Annotated in this window: 15 protein-coding genes; 7 read left to right on the forward strand and 8 right to left on the reverse strand. The window is 38.1% G+C overall.

Features of this window, described 5'->3' with window-relative positions:
• Nucleotides 1–886 precede the first annotated feature (886 nt).
• Together FB379_RS02955 and FB379_RS02960 are read right to left on the reverse strand one after the other, a co-directional pair.
• A complete protein-coding gene (locus FB379_RS02955) occupies nt 887–1,513 on the reverse strand; it encodes a LysE family translocator (protein WP_130157976.1) in 627 nt (208 codons plus the stop codon).
• 296 nt (nt 1,514–1,809) lie between these two features.
• Entirely contained in the window at nt 1,810–3,042 is a 1,233-nt protein-coding gene (locus FB379_RS02960) for an aminopeptidase (RefSeq protein WP_094245626.1), read from the reverse strand.
• A gap of 147 nt (nt 3,043–3,189) precedes the next feature.
• On the opposite strand from FB379_RS02960, the gene FB379_RS02965 reads away from it, so the two are divergent.
• On the forward strand, nt 3,190–4,356 hold the full coding sequence (locus tag FB379_RS02965) for an acyl-CoA dehydrogenase family protein (protein ID WP_094245627.1): 1,167 nt from the start codon (nt 3,190–3,192) through the stop codon (nt 4,354–4,356).
• A 231-nt stretch (nt 4,357–4,587) separates the two neighbouring features.
• Here the strand turns inward: FB379_RS02965 and FB379_RS02970 are convergent, their stop codons facing one another.
• Nucleotides 4,588–5,805: an MFS transporter gene (locus FB379_RS02970; protein WP_066251268.1), complete on the reverse strand. Its 1,218-nt coding sequence runs from the start codon at nt 5,803–5,805 to the stop codon at nt 4,588–4,590.
• Nucleotides 5,806–6,071: 266 nt separating this feature from the next.
• A complete protein-coding gene (locus tag FB379_RS02975; protein WP_130157977.1) occupies nt 6,072–7,109 on the reverse strand; it encodes a metal ABC transporter substrate-binding protein in 1,038 nt (345 codons plus the stop codon).
• Nucleotides 7,110–7,333: 224 nt separating this feature from the next.
• On the opposite strand from FB379_RS02975, the gene FB379_RS02980 reads away from it, so the two are divergent.
• From FB379_RS02980 to FB379_RS03000, 5 genes are read left to right on the forward strand one after another with little or no spacing between them, the layout of a single operon-like run.
• Nucleotides 7,334–8,107 carry a sulfite exporter TauE/SafE family protein gene (locus tag FB379_RS02980; RefSeq protein WP_094245630.1) on the forward strand — a complete coding sequence of 258 codons (774 nt, stop codon included), beginning with the start codon at nt 7,334–7,336 and terminating at the stop codon, nt 8,105–8,107.
• A 22-nt stretch (nt 8,108–8,129) separates the two neighbouring features.
• Entirely contained in the window at nt 8,130–9,029 is a 900-nt protein-coding gene (locus tag FB379_RS02985; RefSeq protein ID WP_063389634.1) for a LysR family transcriptional regulator, read from the forward strand.
• 40 nt (nt 9,030–9,069) lie between these two features.
• Nucleotides 9,070–9,795: an NAD-dependent protein deacylase gene (locus FB379_RS02990; protein WP_144596953.1), complete on the forward strand. Its 726-nt coding sequence runs from the start codon at nt 9,070–9,072 to the stop codon at nt 9,793–9,795.
• Nucleotides 9,796–9,803: 8 nt separating this feature from the next.
• Nucleotides 9,804–10,265, forward strand: coding sequence for a DUF6884 domain-containing protein (locus tag FB379_RS02995; protein WP_130157983.1), 462 nt, complete (start codon nt 9,804–9,806; stop codon nt 10,263–10,265).
• Nucleotides 10,266–10,292: 27 nt separating this feature from the next.
• Complete coding sequence (locus tag FB379_RS03000) at nt 10,293–10,958, forward strand: potassium channel family protein (protein WP_269467019.1); 666 nt, start codon at nt 10,293–10,295, stop codon at nt 10,956–10,958.
• Between the two features lie 734 nt (nt 10,959–11,692).
• Here FB379_RS03000 and rnjA read toward each other — a convergent pair.
• A complete protein-coding gene (rnjA, locus tag FB379_RS03005; RefSeq protein ID WP_144596955.1) occupies nt 11,693–13,360 on the reverse strand; it encodes a ribonuclease J1 in 1,668 nt (555 codons plus the stop codon).
• Nucleotides 13,361–13,366: 6 nt separating this feature from the next.
• Nucleotides 13,367–13,576 carry a DNA-dependent RNA polymerase subunit epsilon gene (locus tag FB379_RS03010; RefSeq protein ID WP_063389639.1) on the reverse strand — a complete coding sequence of 70 codons (210 nt, stop codon included), beginning with the start codon at nt 13,574–13,576 and terminating at the stop codon, nt 13,367–13,369.
• Between the two features lie 375 nt (nt 13,577–13,951).
• Here FB379_RS03010 and FB379_RS03015 point away from each other — a divergent pair, with 375 nt between their 5' ends.
• The gene (locus tag FB379_RS03015) at nt 13,952–14,722 is read left to right on the forward strand and encodes a Cof-type HAD-IIB family hydrolase (protein WP_144596957.1); all 771 of its coding nucleotides are present in this window, start codon (nt 13,952–13,954) and stop codon (nt 14,720–14,722) included.
• 177 nt (nt 14,723–14,899) lie between these two features.
• On the opposite strand, the gene def is transcribed toward FB379_RS03015, so the two are convergent.
• Both def and FB379_RS03025 read right to left on the reverse strand, forming a co-directional pair.
• Nucleotides 14,900–15,454 (reverse strand): peptide deformylase, encoded by a 555-nt coding sequence (gene def, locus FB379_RS03020; RefSeq protein WP_063389641.1) that lies wholly within the window; start codon nt 15,452–15,454, stop codon nt 14,900–14,902.
• A gap of 97 nt (nt 15,455–15,551) precedes the next feature.
• Nucleotides 15,552–15,686 (reverse strand): YjcZ family sporulation protein, encoded by a 135-nt coding sequence (locus tag FB379_RS03025; protein WP_130157987.1) that lies wholly within the window; start codon nt 15,684–15,686, stop codon nt 15,552–15,554.
• Nucleotides 15,687–16,086: the final 400 nt, after the last annotated feature.

The following is a 16,086-nucleotide window of genomic DNA, read 5'->3' on the forward strand; positions in this document are numbered from 1 at the left end:
AGAAAGGACGATTTTTTTGTGCATTTTTTTTAAAAAGTGAAAAAATGAGGGGCTCCAAAAAGTCAGTTACCCTGACTTTTTGGACAGCCCCTTTTTCAATTTGAATTTTTTAACTCTGACTTCAAAGAAGCTTGCGAGCCAAGGCATGTTTTTTTAGGGGATATCTATAACTCGTTTTTTCGCATAATAGAAGCCCTCATTATTGTTTTAGAAACGTTGATATATTGAGGATTTGGCTTTCCGGAAAGCCCTGGAAATACCGATTGCAGCGCTTTTGCTTTCATCATCGTTAGTTTATTATGGGCAGTTTCGGACTTCACGTACTAAAAATGTGAAGTCTCTTTGTTATGAATTCGCTGTGTTTATTCTGCATTTAATTAACTAAGTAGTATAAAATATATCCGCAAATTATCGATAAAAAAAGATGCTGAAGAAACCGCTGCAAACGATGTTCAAAAAATGTTTTTATTTGTAGAGCCGGCTTAGTTTTTTCTGCGTTCACCATGTTCACCTCTCATTTGTACAAATATATGCGAATTAGAAGGTTAAAATGAATAAACACCTTCAAATGATTGGAATGATGATTATTCAGCTTGACGATTTTGTTTTTGGGAGAAGGATGATAGGAAGAATTCAGTTATGTAGGAGGACAAATAGATTAATAAACGTAGAATTATAGCAGACAAAAGAAGCTGTAAAAAGAATGAGTTTGGACGGCTTTAAAACATGTTGAAAAAATCGATCTTACTGCCTTAAGAAAAAATAGTGCGGGAAAGTAATGATGTTGATTCGGACATTCATCTTCTAAACAAATGAAGTAGGGGGCAGAGTAAAAAAACTGGAGCGAAAAAAATTTCGCTCCTGACGTTCCCCCTCATTGTATCTACTAAATTTTTGTAAAAAGCAGCTTTCCGCCAAGAACTGCAAATAAAATAGATTTGCCGTAATGAATAGCAGAAACTGTTTTTTTAGATTGAAACAGAATTTTTATTTTGCCAGCTAATGCTGAAAATAAGGAAAACAATACCAATGCCTGTACAATGAAAATAAGACCTAGCACAAACATGTCGAGCTGAACATGGACGCTGTTTGTTGATACAAACTGCGGCAAGAAAGCTAAAAAGAACAATGACACCTTCGGATTTAACAGGTTCATCAAGATGCCTCTTTTATATAAAGAAAAGAGTGAAAGACTTTTTACATTTGCTATTTTACCGGAAACTGCTGATTTCCCTTCCTTATAAGATTCCCATGCTAAATATAACAGATAGATCGCACCGACAGATTTAATAGCTGTAAAAATAACAGTAGATTGATAGAGTATGGCTGACAGTCCGAGTGATGCGATTAAAGTATGTCCGATAAGTCCGGTACAAAGTCCGAGAGTAGTGATGAACCCCGCTCGAAAGCCGTAAGACATGCTTTGTGCAATGACAAATAAATTATCGGGTCCTGGTGCAACGGTTAATAAAATAGAAGCTGCAAGAAAACTTAAAATGATGGACAATTCCATTTTTTACGTTCTCCTTTTCGCATAGTGGATCATTATAAAGTTTGGCTGTTTTTTTCTTTGAATAAGAATGAAAAGGGCAAAGTCAAATGACCGCCCATTAGCATGATAAAGTACGATTCGATTCAAAGAAGACAAATACTATGATGATGTTGATGCAGCAAATAAGCAAAACGAGAAATATAGAGCTTTTACTGACTTGCCTGAAACAAACGTTAAGGATGTACGATACAGTTTCAGCTAAGTGTTGTGCAATATTTAAGCAAGGCTTTCATGAGAAACGATCAGCCGGCCCTTTTTTAAAACGCCCAATTTCCTTTTCGGAAGATTGGTTCACGTGTGCCGTCCGGAAGAATGCCGTCGATGTCCATTTCTGCACTTCCGATCATAAAATCAACATGTGTAATGCTCGTGTTGAGACCATGCTGTTTCAATTCATCCTCTGTCATCGTTTTTCCGCCTTCTAAGCAAAATGCATAGGCGCTGCCGATCGCTAAATGGTTTGAAGCATTTTCGTCAAACAACGTGTTATAAAATAAAAGATTTGACTTTGAGATCGGTGAGTTATGAGGTACTAAAGCAATTTCACCTAAATAATGAGAGCCTTCATCTGTTTCGACTAATTGCTTCAAAATTTCTTCGCCTTTTTCGGCTGTTACATTTGTAATGCGTCCTCGTTCAAATGTGATTACAAAATTTTCGATTAAATTTCCGCCGTAGCTTAACGGTTTTGTGCTAGTCACATAACCATTTACCCCATCTTTTTTCGGAGCTGTGAACACTTCTTCTGTAGGCATGTTTGCCATGAAAGAAACGCCTTTTTCATTAACGCTTCCTGCACCCACCCATAGGTGCTTTTCAGGCAGTTCAATAGTTAAATCCGTTCCAGGAGCTTGATAATGGAGTTTTCTATATTTTTTCGCATTTAAATAATCGACTTTTTGATGAAGGTTTTCATTATGTTTTTTCCATGCAGAAACCGGATCTTCCTCATTAATACGTGTTGCTTGAAAAATAGCATTCCATAATTTTTCAACTCGAAGCGATTTTTCTTCATTTGGAAAAACTTTCTCCGCCCATTCTTCGCTTGCGGCAGCGATAACCGTCCAGCTGACTTTATCCGATTGTATGTATCTGCGAAACGTATTTAAAGCTGTTCCAGACGCTTTCTGGAAATTAGCGATTCTCTCAGGCTGAATGCCTTTTAATAAATCAGGGCTTTGGGACACAATAGAAATAAAAGCTGCATTTCTTTCTGCTAGGGCAGTTCTTTCGAGAGACTTCCATTCAGGATATTCTAAAAACACGTCATCAGGAGCCTTTTCATATTTTAATCTTGTTAAAACATCATCTTGCCAGTCGATATGAATATTCCTTGCACCAACCTCATAAGCTTTTTCCGCAATAAATCGGACGAGTTCTTTTGCATCTATGCTTGCAGAAATGAACAATTCTTGTCCTTTTTGAACATTGACTCCGACCTTGACGGCAAGTTCTGCATATTTTTCAAGCTGCTGTTTGAAAGTTGTCATCATCATTCTCCTTTATTTCCTACATATTTTTTTCTGTATTTTACCAAAAAAATTAAAATAAAACCAATTGGATTGCTTAACGAAAATGAATAATAGAGCTACAATAGAGATAGAAAAGAAAGAAAAAGAAACAGGTGTGTGAAGAATATGAATTTTTTAGATGAAATGGTTATTGTCAACAAATCGCATCGAGAATTAAGAGAAAAAGCCGAAAAACTTGCGGAGAAGTTCGCGGAGCGAGCCGCGAAAAATGATCAGGAATCTTCGTTTCCATTTGAAAACTTTTCAGATTTAAAAACGGAAGGATTTCTGAAATTAACTGTGCCAAAAAAATATGGAGGAAATGAAATTTCTTTATATGAATTTCTGCTTGTTCAAGAAAAAATTGCAGAAGGAGATGGAGCGACAGGTTTATCGTTAGGGTGGCATAATGGAATCGTAATGGATTTATCCGAATCAAAAAAATGGGATGAACGCACGTTTGAGCGCATTTGCGAAGAAATTGTCGCTGAAGGAAAATTAATCAATAGTTGTGCATCAGAACCGGCTGCCGGAAGTCCTGCAAGAGGCGGAAAACCAAAAACAACGGCAAGAAAAGAAGGAAGCAGCTGGATTATTAATGGCCATAAATCGTTCACATCACTGGCCCCGATTCTAGATTATTTTATTGTAACCGCAACAATTGAAGAAACAGGTGAGGTTGGCGAATATTTAGTCCCAAAAGGAGCAGAGGGGCTTTCCATAAAAGAAACATGGGATACAATCGGTATGCGCGCGACAAGAAGCGACGATTTATTACTGCACAACGTAAAGGTCGAAAAAGACGCTCTCGTTTCGATCAGACAAGCTACATTCAGTCCTTCCACTCCGAAAGGATGGCTTTTACATATTCCTGCCTGCTACCTCGGGATCGCTATCGCCGCAAGAAACTTTGCTGTCAAATATGCAAAAGAGTATCAACCTGCCAGTCTTTCTCATCCAATTTCAGAACTTTCGGAAGTGCGGCGAAAAACAGCTGAAATGGATCTGGAGCTTACAAGCGCACGGCATTTTATGTACAGTGTGGCGAAAAAATGGGATGAACAGCCGCATTTACACGAACAAATGGGGCATGAGCTGGCTGCCGTAAAATATGTTGCCACAAACAGTGCGATCAAAGTCGTTGACCTAGCCATGCGAATTGCAGGCGGACAAAGCTTAAGAAAAGAATACCCATTGGAGCGCTACTATCGGGATGTCAGATGCGGTCTTCATAATCCTCCAGCAGATGATATAACGTTAAAAATTTTCGGTGACCGTGCTTTTCAAGAATAAAAGAACACAAAAGGCGTTTTCTCAGGCTGAAAAGTTGATGGACAGCCGAAAAACGCCTTTTATTATTTCTGCGTTCATTCGTTCCTTAGTACAAATAAAAGCTTTCATTTATTACATTTGAACAAAAAATTGTTCATTGGTTTTAACTTCATTCAATCTTTTTTTATTGTCAAAACAACTTTGTCTTTTGTTTCACATCAATTGAAAAGTAGCTGCTGTCTTGTAAAAATGTTAAGATGTCCATTCTTTCAGCTTTTGATCGGAAGGTAAAAGCATGGAGAGCATGCCGATAAATGGAAGAAAGCCGCACGCGATCATAACTGGCTTTAAGCCGAATAAGTCCGCGAGAGCACCGAGCACGACTGATCCTAAAGCGCCTAAACCGAAGGCAAGACCGACCATTAAGCCTGATGCAGTTCCGATTTTTCCAGGCATTAGCTCTTGTGCGTATACGACAACTACAGAAAAGCTTGACAAAATAATAAAACCGTTAATGAGCATTATTGGAATTGCCCAAAATTCATTCACATAAGGCAAAATGACCGCCAGCGGAGCTGATCCGAGCATTGAGAAAGCAATGATATTCCGTCTTCCGAAACGATCTGAAAGCGGCCCTCCTAAAAATGTTCCGATTGCACCTGCTGCTAAAAATATAAAAATATATAGCTGTGTTTTGCTGATGGAAAGTCCATGTTCATGAATTAAATAAAAAGGGTAAAAATTAGTGATTGCTGCATGATACCATGAACGAGCAAAAACTAAGAAGATAAGCAGCATAAGTCCAATTTTCACTTGCTTTTTTCGAGCGGCAGGAACTTGCACAACGGCTTTTTTTGCGCTTGTTTTTTTTCGGCTGTCGAGCTTTTCCTTATACCAATTTGCAATGTATAGAAGGACGATGACGGCCATGCCGGCAATTAAAGTAAACCAAATCGCGCCAAATTGTCCCATAGGGACGAAAATAAGAGCTGTCATAATGGGAGCAAGAGATTGTCCGGCATTACCTCCAACTTGAAAAATGGATTGGGCGAGCCCTTTTCGTTCTCCCGCTGCTAAATGTACCACTCTTGAACCTTCCGGATGGAAAACGGCTGAACCGATTCCGACGAAAAATACCGAAACTAAAACAATCCAATAATTAGGTGCAAAAGCAAGTCCCAACATGCCGAAAAACGTACACGTAAGCCCGATGGGCAGCAAATAAGGCATCGGCTTTTTATCTGTATAAAACCCGACAGCAGGCTGAAGCAAAGATGCCGTTAGCTGAAGGCTGAATGTAATGAATCCAAGCTGCATATATGTAAGATTCATTGATTTTTCCAATATAGGGAAAACTGCTGGAATAACAGCTTGAATCGAATCGTTTAGAAGATGAACAAATCCGATAATAAATAATATTCTGTATAATGTAATTTGACCCATATTCTGTTTTTGAACAGCTGCTTCCATTTTGGTTTCTCCTCTCATATTTATTCGTATGTCTAAATATTTTACTTGATTTTACAAAAATATGAAATAAAAAAGTTTAACGATTTACAGTAGTTTTATTATGTCAACTTAGTATATATAAAGGTCTGTCTAGAAAGTCAAATTTCCATTTGAAAACAAAAAACTCATAAACATCGATATAGCAACGTTTTCTAAAGCATGAAAGGGGGCATCAATAAGCCAAAAAAGACTCATTGGACAGCCCCCTAAAAGCGTGCAAATAGTATTTAATTTAAAGCTTCAGATAACGTTTCAAGATTGCGTTTCATAATGCTGAAGTAGTCTTCGTTATTTTTTAAATCTGTTTCCGAAACACTTTCTAAATTATGTAGCGTTAATGATTTGGCACCAATTTCTTGTTGGATGATTTTTGCTACCTTTTCAGATACATTTTGTTCAAAGATCACATGTTTTAAATGATGTTTTTTCGATAGTTCAATGATTTTGACAAGCTGCTTTTGACTAGGCTCATCTGTTGGAGATAATCCCGATATTGGAATTTGTTCAATATCGTAGCGGTCTTCCCAATAACCATAAGCAGCATGAGCCACAAGAATATATTTTGTTTTCGATTTTTTAATTGTTTCTTGAAATGATTGATCCAGTTCTTCAAGATCTTGTTTAAGTTGAGCGAAATTTTGTTCAAAATATTCTTTTTGATCAGGAGCCGCTTCCGTTAAAGCGTTCTTGATGTTTTCCGCAAGAGTAATGGCCCTATTTGGATCAAGCCATACATGAGGGTCAACATCTCCATGTGCATGATCGTGTTCCTCTTCGTTTTGGTTCCCATGTTCTTCTTCATGATCTGAATCTTCTTCATGATGTGAATGCTCTTCTTCTCCACTTTCATGGTCATGTTCATCTTCGGACGCACTTAATAATGGGATTCCTTCAGCTGCTTTTACAATTTTGACATTGCCGTCTTTCAGCGTTTTTTCTGCCTTATCGGCAAATCCTTCTATACCAGCTCCAGTATAGATAAATAAATCCGCTTTCGCGATTGCTTCCAAAGTTTTTAATGTAGGTTCATACGTATGGGCTTCTACATTCGGCGGGTAAACACTTTCGACGTGAACGTATTTACCGCCGATTTTTTTAGTGAAATCTGTCAGTGGATAGATTGTTGTATAAATTTCAATTTCTTTTTGATTGTTTTTGTCCTCATTATGATTGTTCGTTTCGGAAGCATTGTTGTTATTTTGGTCGCAGCCGATAGGAAAGATTGCAAGCATTGCCATTAAAAATGCAAAAAAGACTTTTTTCATCGATTTGAACTCCTTTCAAAATATATGTATACCCCGCTGTATTAAATCGTAATGATTTCGATTTAATTATATATAACATTTTCTAAATGGGCAAGGCTAGAAGCACTAAAAACAAAAATATCACAAACTATAACATTTTGTTATACCCCATGTTGAATAAGTATTTCACACCAATCCTTCTCACTGGTACCCTTTAATTAGGATATTAACAGAGGTGAACTTGAATGGTGGAAATGGTTTTGCTGCTCGCTCTTGGACTTTTGTCAGGCGCTTATGGGGTAATGGTGGGAGCAGGGGGAGGATTTGTGTTTGTTCCTGCTCTCTTATTGCTGTTGAAATTGCCTCCTGAAATTGCAGCTGGTACGGGTCTTGTTGTGGTTTTTCTCAATTCCATATCAGGGTCGATGAATTATATACGGCAAAAGCGTGTTCATTTTTCTATCAGTTGGCCGATCATCTTCGGCTCCATCCCGGGAACGTTTATCGGCACTTGGCTGTTGGGAATTATTTCACCCGACTTTTTTTATTGGATATTTGCCGCTGCTTTATTCATGCTCGGGATGTTTTTGCTTTTAAAAAAAGCTCCGGAAGAGCCGGAACATAGTATGAAAGCAGGTTTTTTCAATGAGGGCAGAAACCGTTTAAAAGCTGTTTTTTTATTCATCATCGGACTTTTGTTGGGAACTTTATCGAATTTTTTTGGAATTGGCGGCGGATGGTTGCTCGTCCCCATTTTAATTTATTTATTGAAGATTCGTCCTCACGACGCAACTGCGATTTCTCTTTTTGCATTATCGATCTATTCACTTGTTGGTGCGCTGAATCAAATTGCATTAGGGAATGTTAATTGGACGGCCTGCTTGTGGGGCGGTATAGGAGTGATGATCGGCTCTCAACTGGGAGCTATCTTATCAACAAAAGTGCCTGGAAAATGGATTTTGCAAATGTTGTCTTTTTTGCTGATAGGTGTTAGCATGAAGTTGTTTTTAAGTGTTTAAATTGTAAGGAAGTGATTCCGAATTGGATTTGGAAAGTTTAAAAATGTTTTGTCTTGTTGTTGAGGAAGGGAGCATCAGCCGTGCTGCAAAGCTTGTCTATGTGTCCCAGCCGGCTGTTACGAGAAAAATCCATCAACTAGAGGATTATTATGGAACCCCATTGTTTGACCGTTCGAACGGAAAAATGACTTTGACAAAAGCCGGCAAAATGTTATATCCGATTGCCAAAAATATTGTGGAAGAAATTCAACAATCAAAAGAAGCAGTAAAGGAAATAACCGGACACAAAGATTTTACACTAAGTGTCGGAGCGACGTTGACAATTGGGGAATATCTTTTGCCTAGTCTGCTCGGAAAATTTAAAAAAGAAGTGCCAGATGTAAAGCTTTCATTAGCGATTTCTAATACTCCGGGCATTATTGATCGGCTTGTTGACCGCAAAATTGATATCGGATTTGTAGAAGGAGTTGTAGAAAACAGCATTTTTCATGTAAAAAAGCTTGTCGATGACGAGCTTATTTTAGTATGCGGAAGAGAGCATCCTTTGAAGGAGAAAAAACAAATTGACATTGAAGAGCTGGCAAAAGAAAAAATGATCTGGAGAGAAAAAAATTCAGGAACCCGTCTCATTATCGAAAATACTTTAAAAAAATATGGGGTGTTAGATAAAATAAATTATTATATGGAGCTAGGAAGCACGCAGGCTGTAAAAGCTGCTATAGAATCCGGACTGGGAATCGGCTTTTTGCCGAGGATTACGGTGTCAAGAGAACTGAAATACGGCTACTTACATGAATTGAAAATAAAAGATGTGGAAATTAAACGGCATTTATCGATATTGTCTCGGACTGAACGGTTCCGCAAAGAAATTGTTGACGAATTTATTGATTTCATTTATAAAAAAATGGTAAGTTCAGGTTAAAATAATTGTTTTCACAATTAATAAAAAAGGATGAAAAAAGATGGCTTTGATATCCGAAATCGCTGATCTTTTGCAACAATCTGAACATGCTGTTGTATTTACTGGCGCAGGGATGTCCACTGCCAGCGGAATTCCGGATTATCGTTCAAAAACTGGTTTGTGGCGCAAAAAGGATCCGAGTAAATTGGCAAGCATTGAAGCGATGGAGACAAACCGTGATGAATTTATTCAATTTTATAAAGAACGCCTTCAATTATATAAAAGCAAATCTCCGAATGAAGGACACTACTTGCTGGCAAAATGGGAAAAGGAAGGGAAGATTCAATCGATTATTACTCAAAACATTGATGGGTTCCATCTCTTAGCAGGAAGCAAAAACGTAATTGAACTTCATGGAACACTTCAAACGTTTCACTGCCACAATTGCGGCCAACGCTTTTTAAATGATGTATACTTGAAAAATCAATATTATTGCGGCTGCGGGGGCTTTATTCGTCCTTCCATTACACTGTTCGGAGAGCTGCTTTCGGAAGATGCTTTTAGAGATGCGGAGCTTGAATGTGAAAAAGCAGACGTTATGATCGTGCTTGGTTCATCTTTAACAGTTCGGCCAGCGAACGAAATACCGTTCTTGGCAAAAAGGATGGGAGCGGTATTAGTGATTGTCAACCAAGAACAAACAGACTTCGATGAATGGGCTGATTTTGTTTTTCATAACGATATTATACAATTTTTGAATGAATTGAATAATCGATTGAACAGGTGAAATGTTAAATGAGAAGGATTTGTGTCATACCTTGCGGAACAAAAAAAGTATGGGATAAAGAGCCCAGTGCAGGTGCTGTTTCCGCAGAAAAAGCGTATATAGGAGTTTTTCACCGCCTTTGCCAGGCGTATGCTAAAAAATTTTTCGATGAATGGGTGATTTTGTCTGCCAAGCATGGCTTTTTGCGGCCAAATGATTTTGTGCCTGGTCCTTACAATGTTTCCTTTAGCATGAAAAAGCATCCTGAATTAATTACAATCAACCAATTGAAGGAACAAGCGGTTGAAAAAAATTTGTTAGATGTAGATGATATTGTTCTTTTGGGAGGAAAGAAATTCCGTCCATATATAGAACAAGTGTTTACAAATAAGACAGCTTTTCATTATCCTCTTTCCGATTGCAAAGGAATAGGGTTTATGCAGCAAAAGTTGAAACAAGCGATTGATTTTGGCCAAGAAATACAAGAATAATGTCATTCAAGTTGTAATGGGGGAGTATTGATGAAAAAGGAGTTTGCCGTAATCGGGTTGGGGCGGTTCGGCGGAAGCATTTGCCGAACGTTATCGGAAGAAGGAGCAGAGGTGCTTGCCATTGATGTGGATGAGGATCGAGTAAACGAATTTGCCAATATTGTTTCACATGCTGTTGTAGCGGATACAACGGATGAAGCCGTATTAAAAAGCTTGGGAATCAGAAATTTTGATCATGTGATCGTAGCCATCGGCGACAATATTCAAGCGAGCATTTTGACAACCATTATGTTGAAAGAACTAGGAGTTAAGCATATAACGGTGAAGGCTCAAAACGACTATCATGAAAAGGTTTTGTCAAAAATAGGAGCAGATACAGTTGTTCACCCTGAACGGGATATGGGGCGGCGGCTTGCCCATAATCTTCTTTCGAACAATGTGTTGGACTATCTTGAGCTGTCGGAAGAGCACAGCATTGTTGAAATTGCTGCTAACCGCAACATTGCCGGTCATTCTCTCATCGAGCTCGATATTCGTGCGAAATACGGAATCAATATTGTTGCGATTAAACGAAATAACGAAATTATCGTATCGCCGCAAGCTACAGAAGTAATCAAGGCAGGAGATATTTTAATTGTCATCGGAGCTGATGTCGATATTGATCGGTTTGAAAAGAAAGTGCTAGGAGAATAATGAAAACTTATATACATTCTTTCGGAGCTTTAAATGTTTCATCCGCATGGGCAAAATCAAAATCTACTGAAGAATGAACTGAACTTATCCAGTCAAGTAAAAACAATCATTTGAAGCTTACATGGTAATTGAATGAGAAGCAGCTGTCTAGAATGCCCAAAGACAGTTCTTCTCATTCTTTTTTTGTTTGCCGGCTCAAAATCCTTGCTTATTGCAAGAATGTCGTTGTTTTTTCTGGCAATCGAATACATGTCTTCTTTAACTACAAATTGATTTCTTTATTATCTCCCTTTACTGCTGCCACTTGCAGCACCTGCTCCTGAAAAATTCTGATTATGACATTATCCAAGTCGAATTTTTTCATCAAATGTTTTTCAAATGATTGCGTATAAATTTATATGATGGCACAAACGTACATAAAATGTCTTTCTGCTCTTCTATTAAACACTTGTATATCGAAAAAATTAACCATAAAACTTTTCGGTATTTTTCATTTACATGTTTTGATCTCCGTCTTTCTTCTCTTCAAGCACTCACTTTTTCGTTTTTTATAAGAACTTTTAGCTGACGGCTGCCCGCTTTAAAACCATCTACCTAAAAAAGCAAGAGCGGCCGGATGCTGCGTGTTATGAGCCGACAAAATAACAACTGGACATTTTTGCAAAATAAATCCCTCTTATGTTAAACAGTATGTTCCACTGTCAACACAAGAGGGATCGATCACAAGTTATTACTTAAATTTCCATTATAATTGGCAAGATCATCGGTCGGCGTTTCGTTTTTTCATATAAAAACGGAGCGAGTGTATCGGCGATTTCATTTTTGATTTCCGACCACTGCGTAGTTCTTCTTTCCAATACTTTATTTAAGTGCTTAGTAATCAGTTCTTGGGCATCTTTAATTAAATCGCCGGATTCTCTCATATAAACGAAGCCGCGCGATATAATGTCAGGTCCTGCAGCAATTTTGAACTCTTTCATATTGATGCTGACGACAACGATTACGAGTCCTTCTTCAGATAAAATTTTTCGGTCTCTTAACACAATGTTTCCAATGTCGCCAATTCCGCTTCCGTCAATATAAACGGATCCGGACGGAATTTTACCGGCAATGGATGCTTCGCGGTCGTTCATCGCCAGCACATCTCCGTTATCCATAATAAAACAGTTTTCCTTTGGAACTCCGCAATCGACAGCTAGTTTCATATGCATGATCTGCATTCTATATTCTCCATGAATCGGCATAAAATATTTTGGCTTCATTAACCGCAGCATTAATTTTTGCTCTTCCTGTCCGCCGTGGCCAGATGTGTGGATGTCATTTAACGACCCGTGAATTACTTCCGCACCGGCGCGGAAAAGCAGATTGATCGTTCTTGAAACCGATAAAGTGTTCCCTGGGATGGGCGATGATGAGAAAACGACCGTATCGCCGGGAATAATTTGGATTTGCCGATGAGTTCCATTTGCAATTCGGGACAGAGCGGCCATTGGTTCGCCTTGGCTTCCTGTACATAAAATCACGACCCGATGAGCGGGCAGACGGTTTATTTCATTTGCATCAACAAACGTATCTTTCGGGCAGCGAATATACCCGAGTTCTTGACCAATTTGGATAGCTGCTTCCATACTTCTTCCAAAAACAGCTATTTTTCGATTGTTTTTAACAGCTGCTTCAGTTACTTGCTGAAGTCGATGAATATTGGATGCAAATGTTGCAAAAATGATGCGGCCGGTTACTTTTCGGAAAATGTCGTGAATGCTTTCGCCGACCCGTCTTTCAGACATTGTAAATTCAGGAATTTCGCTGTTTGTGCTGTCCGATAAAAGACAGAGCACACCTTCTTTGCCGATTTCCGCCATTTTAGTTAAATTTGCAGGTTCCCCGACTGGAGTAAAATCAAACTTAAAATCTCCTGTATGAACGATATTTCCTGCGGGAGTTTTGACAACAATTCCATATGAATCTGGAATGCTGTGAGTTGTACGGAAAAAAGTTACGGCAGTTTTTCTGAACCGAATCACATCATCCTCCTGGATGATGTTTAGTTTAGCTTGTCTTAAAAGTCCATGCTCTTCAAGCTTATTGCGAATCAGTCCGATCGCCAGTTTACCGCCGTAGATAGGTACATTAATTTCCCGCAGCAAATAAGGTATACCGCCTATATGATCTTCATGACCATGTGTGATGAACAAGCCTTTAATTTTTTCTTGGTTTTTTACTAAGTACGTATAGTCCGGAATCACATAGTCAATCCCTAGAAGTTCGTCTTCTGGAAACTTAATTCCAGCATCAATTAAAATGATTTCATCTTGAAATTGCACACCGTACGTATTTTTTCCGATTTCGCCCAATCCGCCGAGGGCGAATGCTGCTACTTGGTCTCTTTTTACAAATTTCATATACTATCATTTCTCCAATACAGAAAAATTTTCGCTTTGTTTTTCAAATTCATAAAACGGACCGCTAATCGGTTGAATATATTCTATGTTTATGGAGCGGCCTTTTAATTTTTCACGAACTTCTCTTTCTGATTCCGCTTCAACGAAAAATGTTTTCGTTCTTTCCCGAACAGGCGGTTCATTCGGGTTTTCCTGATAAAAAACTTTAAACATCATTTGCGTAATCTCTCCTTACTTTCCATGTTAAACTAGCTTTTATTATTATAGTCGATTCTGATGGCAAATCCAACCTTCATTGAAAATAACGAAAACCGGGCTAAAGCCGCCCGGTTTCTTTAAGCAATCGATTTTCTGCGAAGCAATTGCTTCCACTGTTTTTTAATTTTTTTCTTTAAACGTTTTAACATATCAACTCCTCCTTCAATAAGATGTCAAAGTCGAGTCCGATTGTATTTACTTATATTATATGCTATTTTTTTATTTTTTTTATGGCTAAACGTGGAAAAGCTCTATTGACATAAAGCGTTTGCATACTATACCGTTTTGTTTAGTGTAAATAAGGTTTTCACGAAAGAGAAAAGGAGATTGAACATGGGGAAAAAATTTATTTTTTTTGATATAGACGGTACTTTATTGGATCATGATAAACGTTTGCCGGAATCTACTCTTGACGCGGTCTCCCGTTTGAAAAAAGCCGGACATCACGTCGCCATCTCAACCGGCCGCGGCCCTTTTATGTTTAAAAAGCTAAGAGAAGAGCTCGGAATCCATTCTTATGTCAGCTATAACGGACAGTATGTTGTGCATGAAGGAGAAGTCATTTATGAAAATCCTTTGAAGGTCGATGCGTTGGAGCAATTAATCGAAGCGACTGAAAATACTGATTACCCGCTTGTATTTTTGAGTGAAGAAGATATGAAAGCAAATGTGGAAGATCATCCGTTTATTCATGAAAGTTTGAAATCTTTGCACCTCTCGCATCCTGAGTGCAGACCTGATTATTTTCAAGAAAAACATATTTACCAAGCGCTTTTGTTTTGCAAAGAAGGAGAAGAAGAACAGTTCAATATTTCTGAAGAGATAAAATTTGTCCGCTGGCACCAGCTTTCAACTGATGTTGTTCCAAAAAAAGGATCGAAAGCAGAAGGGATCAAAAAGATAATGGATATGCTTGGCGTTAGCCGTCAAGATGTGGTTGCTTTTGGAGACGGTTTGAATGATATAGAAATGATCTCGTTTGCTGGAACAGGCGTTGCTATGGGTAATGCTGTTTCGCATGTGAAAAAAGTAGCTGATTTTGTTACAAAGCCTGTTGATGAAGATGGAATATTTTATGCTGCAAAGCAATTGCAGTTGATATAAATCCGAAGCTAAACTCAAAAAAATGCCTTGCAAAGGCGATTTCAAATGGTAGTGTGCACAAAAAATTTCTCTTTATGAACAAAAAATCCCGAAAGAACTATTCGGGATTTTTTGCATGGATTTTCGTTTTGCTTCAAAATATTCCGCGGCTTGGATGCCGGGCGCTAACTTCTGGCTTCATCTGTCAATTGGAGTTGCATTTTCCGGTTCTTTAAAAGGATTCTCTTTATTGATCCGATCATAAAACATGATGCCGTTTAAATGATCTATTTCATGCTGAAACACAATAGCGACAAGACCTTTTAAACGAAGGTCGACTTCATTGCCTTCAAGGTCAACCCCTTTGACGCGGATGCGTGCATAACGCGGAACATATCCTGGAACCTCTCTGTCAACGGAAAGGCATCCTTCACCGCTTGTTAAATAACTTTGTTCCACCGAATGGCTTACAATTTTTGGATTGAACAGGCCGTACGAATATAATTTTCCTTTTTCATCCGTCACATGAACGGCAATCATTCGTTTTGATACATTAATTTGCGGGGCGGCAAGACCGATCCCAGGCCGCAATCCATATTTTTCTGCAATCTCTGGATCTTGACTGTTTTTTAAGTATTGAAGCATCTCCGCTAAAATTTTTTTCTCCTCTTCAGAAGCGGGCAATTCCACTTCCTTGGCAACTTGACGAAGAGTTGGATGTCCTTCCTTAATAATATCTTCCATTGTAATCATGGCTAATCACTCCTGAACCTATATCAACAAATTTCATTATACATAAATCTTTTAAAAGAAACAAAAAAGAATTGCCCGAAAATCGGACAATCATCAATTAATAGTTTAAGCAGGCAGCGCCAACAATAATGAGCAAAATAAAAAGCACAGCGATCAATACAAATGTCCAGTTTGAAACTGGAAAATATCCGTATGATGGGTAATGATAAGACGGATTGTAATAATAATGCATCTCTTTCACCTCCACATAAGGACTCCATATCGCCTTATTTAGGGCAAATGTCTATATCATCGTATGATGAAGCAAAATAAAGGTATAGACGTTTGCCTAGAAGACTTCCTTATTTATATAAATTCTTCTGTAATTTATATAGAGAAGCAACACGCTCTCCAGATAAATGATTCGCTTCCGTCTGTATCTGTAATAGTGATACAGAATTATCTGTTGTATTAGTACAGATTTAAAAGTAAAAATATTTCCAATTATCTTGAAAGCGTTTTATATATTGTTTTAAAAATAAACAAATTAATTGACGCATGTGAAAAAAGGGTGTACACTATGAAGTGAAATCGATGTGTATTACTATTTTAAATAAAAAAATTAATACAGTTTGTAAAGCGATCTTGCAATG

The sequence above is a fragment of the Aeribacillus composti genome (assembly GCF_007827555.1).
Taxonomy (GTDB): domain Bacteria; phylum Bacillota; class Bacilli; order Bacillales; family Aeribacillaceae; genus Aeribacillus; species Aeribacillus composti.